Source organism: Nocardiopsis sp. CNR-923, assembly GCF_001942255.1.
Lineage (GTDB): Bacteria > Actinomycetota > Actinomycetes > Streptosporangiales > Streptosporangiaceae > Nocardiopsis.
In genome coordinates, this window is the sequence record NZ_MKKC01000017.1 from 1 (window position 1) to 3,937 (window position 3,937).

A 3,937-nucleotide genomic window follows, 5' to 3' on the forward strand; every position below is an offset into this window, starting at 1 on the left:
GTAGTGCAGGCGGCTTCGGGATGTCCGGGGGACCCGAATCTCCCTGCACTCAGCGGCGAACCTCCAGCTCACCCGTGCACGCGACTATGGACATTTACACGGAGGCCTCCAGGCAGGGTGTCCGGGAAACGTTCGTTTTCCAACGGTCGGCGTCGACCGGCCACGGCGAGAGGTAGGACGACTCCACGGCCATCTTCACTCGCGGCCGGCGGCCAGGCGCTCGAAGACCGCGCGGGTGAGCGCCTAGCGCAGCAGCCGCTCGTGCTCGGAGGCGTCCTCGCCCGGCGGCTCCAGCAGGTCGATGACCGCCCGCAGCACCTCGACCGAACTCAGGCCCGGGCGGCCGATCTGCACCCCGGCGAGCGCGGCCCACCGGGCCAGCGCCGCGCGCTGGGCGGTGTCCAGGTCCAACGTCATCCGCGTCCGGTCCCCGCTCATGATCAGGACGTACCCGGGCACGGAAGGCACTGCACCCACGGAAACGTCAGCGCCCTGCCGGGGGTGCGCCGCCGCCTTCGTCGTGCTCCTGCTCGTCCTGGCGGCGGTCGGCCGCCGACTGCGCCCGGGCGTCGAACCCGCTGCGGGCGGTGTCCGACTCCGGGTCGCGGGCCGCGGCGGACTGGACCCGCGCGGCGGCGTCCTTGTCCATCTCGGTGTGCTTACCCATGTCCTCTACCTACCCGCTGACCAGCCCATTGCCGCTTTCCGGCGTACTTGGTAACCGAACGCTATTGCATCCGATGAAGTCTGCGACTGGTCTGCACACCCGGCCAGAGGGCCCACCAGGCAGGGGATCTCGCGGTGATCACAGGCGGGGATCGTGAGCCTATCGCGCATGGCCTTCTCGAAAACCCCCTTCTCACCAGGGCTTTCCCGCTACCGTTTCATCAGATGAAGGAATCCTTCACCTGATGTAAACGACGGAGAGTGAGAACGGATGAGCCGAGACGCCCTCGCCCCGGGATCCGCGGGCCTGCACCTCGTGGGCGGGCTGTCCCTGCTGCGCCCCGAGGAACAGGTCTTCGAGGCGATGCTGGAGGGCTGGCGCAACCAGCAGCTCGCCCGCAACCTCGCCTTCTCCACCATCGACGGCCGCCACAAGGCGGTGAAGGCGTTCACCCGCCACGCCGACGCCTTCCCCTGGACCTGGTCGGCCCAGATGCTCGACGAATGGCTCGGCGACCTGCGGGCCCTACGCGACCTGAAGCGCTCCACCCTGCGCGGCTACTCCGAGGCCGTCCGCTCCTTCTGCGCCTACCTGACCGACCCCGCCTACGGCTGGCCCACCGAGTGCGAGACCCGCTTCGCGACGCACCCGATCCAGATCGCCCACGAGTGGAACACTGCCGTCCACCTGCAAGAAGCCGAGTCCGACCCGGCCAAGCGCGCCTTCACCCGCGCCGAGCTGGCGGCGTTCTTCGACCACGCCGATGGCCAGATCCACCACATCCGCGGCCACGGCCGCAAAGGGTGGCTGCCCGCTTTCCGCGACGCCACCTTGTTCAAGACCGCCTACGCCTTCGGCCTGCGCCGCAACGAGACCCGCATGCTCGACCTGGTCGACTTTTCCCGCAACCCCCACGCCCCGGCCTTCGGCGACTTCGGCGTCTGCCAGGTGCGCCACGGCAAGGCCAAGAAGGGCTCCCCACCCAAACGCCGCGGCGTCCTGACCATCGGCCCCCGCCACGGGACCGGCGGGATGGACTGGATCGTGGACGTCCTTGAGCAGTGGACCGAACAGGTCCGCCCGGCCTTCGCTCACGCCGACTCTCCCGCGCTCTGGCCCTCCGAACGCGGGCCCCGGATCGGGTTCACCCAGATGAACACCCGCTTCGCCGCCTACCGCGACGCCATCGGCCTGGACCCCGCACTCGACTTCCACTCCTTGCGACGCTCCTACGTCACCCACCTCATCGAGGACGGCTGGGACGCCCGCTTCGTCCAGGAACAGGTCGGCCACGAGCACGCCTCCACCACCGCGCTCTACACCTGCGTCTCCTCCGACTTTCGCATCCGCACCCTGCTCAAGGCACTCGACCAGACCACCCACGCCGCCCTCAACAGCACCGGGAAGAAGGGGAACACCCGATGAAACGCCAGGTCAGCTACCAGTGGCGACTGCGTGAGGTCATGGCCGCCCACGGCCTGTTCAACGCCAGCGACCTCGAACCCCTGCTGCACGAACGCGGCATCAAGCTCTCCTCGGTGCAGGTCTGGCGGCTGGTCACCCAGACCCCCGAACGCCTTTCCCTCCCGGTCCTGGCCGCACTCTGCGACATCTTGACCTGCACCCCGGCCGAGCTGATCGCCACCCGCGCCGAGAACGCCGCACCCCGGCGCACCGCCACCGGCGAGACCAACGCGAACCTGACCGAGATGGCGCCCATCCGGCCCAAGCACGCCCGCATCCTTCCCGAGTCGTGACCGCACCGGACTTCCCGCCCTGCACCCGCTGCGGGCGCGTCCTGCGCTGGAGGCCCGTGACCTGGCCCGAGGGGCCGGTCTGCGTCACCTGCCGGACCTGGGCCCTGGAGACCTACGGCACCTGCGTCGGCTGCGGGGCCGAGCGGATGGTCCCGGGCATCGCCCCCGACGGCGGGCGGCTCTGCACCGACTGCGCTGGCATTCCGGGCTGCTACACCTGCGCCCGCTGCGGGCAGGAAGGCTGGATCCAGCGCAAGAACACCTGCTCGCGCTGCGTCCTCACCCAACGGCTCGACGACCTCCTCGACGACGGCACCGGACGCATCCGGCCTGAACTGGTGCCCCTCTATGACGGGCTACGCCAGGCCTCGCGACCCCGCACCCTGTTCACCTGGACGGGCAGAGAACACGTTCAGCAGCTCCTTCGCCTGCTCGCCCAGGGCGAGGCCCCTCTGACCCATGAGGGGCTGAACCGGCTCACTCCGCCGCGCTCGGTGGCCTACCTACGCGACCTGCTCATGCACTACGACATCCTGCCCCACCGCGACCGGCACCTGGTCCTCTTCGAACTCTGGCTGGAGCAGTGGCTTACCGACATCGACGACCAGGACCACCGGGAGTTGCTGGAGCGCTTCGCCTCCTGGAACATCCTGCGCGACCTCCGGGCCGCCGCCGACCGCACGGGAGTGGGCACCAGCCGGAGCGCCCAGGCACGCCGGGCCCTGCGCAAGGCGAAGGAGTTCCTGGACTGGCCGACGGACGCGGCACGGACCTCGCCTCCTGCGCTCAGGCCGACCTGGACGGCTGGCACGCCGAGGTGTTCCTCGCCCGCCGCCCCGCTCAGAAGTTCCTGCGCTGGGCCATGGCCTCACACCTGATGCCGCGGCTGCACATCCCGCATCGCAGCACGGCGAACCCGGCACCCCTCAGCCACAACAAGCGGATGCAGTTGCTGCGCCGGGCGGTCGAGGACGAGGAACTGGATCTGATGGACCGGGTGGTCGTGGTGCTGGCGCTGCTCTTCGCTCAAACGCTCAGCCGGATCTGTCGGTTCACCCTCGACGATCTGGTCGAAGAGGACGGGCGGCTCAGTATCCGGTTCGGCGACCCGCCGACCCCGGTCCCCGAGCCGTTCGCCGAACTGCTGCGGGACTTCGCCACCCGGAGGCCGAACCTGACCACCGCGACCAACCCCGGGGCACGCTGGCTCTTCCCCGGGCGCCGGGCCGGACAGCCCATGGACACCAGCACGCTCGCCGGCCGAATGCGCAAGAACGGGCTCCCGACCTTCCACGGCCGCACCGCGGCCATCCGTCAGCTCGCCCTCCAGGCCCCGGCACCGGTCGTTGCCCGGATGCTCGGCTACCACCACGTTCACATCACCGCGCTGGCCGCCGAGGCGGGAAGCCCGTGGTCCCACTACGCCCCCGACGACCACGCAAAGTGACCGCAGGAGGTGGGGAGGGGCGAATACCGACTACTCGATCACCGGCCCCCGCCAGATCCGCCCCCC

Annotated in this window: 6 protein-coding genes; 4 read left to right on the forward strand and 2 right to left on the reverse strand. The window is 70.0% G+C overall.

Going from position 1 to position 3,937, the window contains the following annotated elements; all coding sequences use genetic code 11:
• Positions 1 to 243: 243 nt before the first annotated feature.
• Both BJF83_RS01125 and BJF83_RS01130 read right to left on the reverse strand, forming a co-directional pair.
• Complete coding sequence (locus BJF83_RS01125; RefSeq protein ID WP_075924822.1) at positions 244 to 459, reverse strand: hypothetical protein; 216 nt, start codon at positions 457 to 459, stop codon at positions 244 to 246.
• Positions 460 to 484: 25 nt separating this feature from the next.
• A complete protein-coding gene (locus tag BJF83_RS01130) occupies positions 485 to 667 on the reverse strand; it encodes a hypothetical protein (RefSeq protein ID WP_075924823.1) in 183 nt (60 codons plus the stop codon).
• A gap of 270 nt (positions 668 to 937) precedes the next feature.
• Here BJF83_RS01130 and BJF83_RS01135 point away from each other — a divergent pair, with 270 nt between their 5' ends.
• The 4 genes from BJF83_RS01135 to BJF83_RS01145 are packed head-to-tail and all read left to right on the forward strand — an operon-like array spanning position 938 to position 3,871.
• On the forward strand, positions 938 to 2,092 hold the full coding sequence (locus BJF83_RS01135; RefSeq protein WP_075924824.1) for a site-specific integrase: 1,155 nt from the start codon (positions 938 to 940) through the stop codon (positions 2,090 to 2,092).
• A complete protein-coding gene (locus BJF83_RS01140; RefSeq protein ID WP_075924825.1) occupies positions 2,089 to 2,424 on the forward strand; it encodes a helix-turn-helix transcriptional regulator in 336 nt (111 codons plus the stop codon). The genes BJF83_RS01135 and BJF83_RS01140 overlap by 4 nt, the downstream gene beginning before the upstream one ends.
• Entirely contained in the window at positions 2,421 to 3,302 is an 882-nt protein-coding gene (locus BJF83_RS25835) for a hypothetical protein (protein ID WP_083678364.1), read from the forward strand. Before BJF83_RS01140 ends, BJF83_RS25835 begins: the two co-directional genes overlap by 4 nt.
• Positions 3,287 to 3,871, forward strand: a complete 585-nt coding sequence (locus BJF83_RS01145) for a phage integrase family protein (protein ID WP_143831744.1) — start codon at positions 3,287 to 3,289, stop codon at positions 3,869 to 3,871. The genes BJF83_RS25835 and BJF83_RS01145 overlap by 16 nt, the downstream gene beginning before the upstream one ends.
• The last annotated feature ends 66 nt before the right edge of the window (positions 3,872 to 3,937 follow it).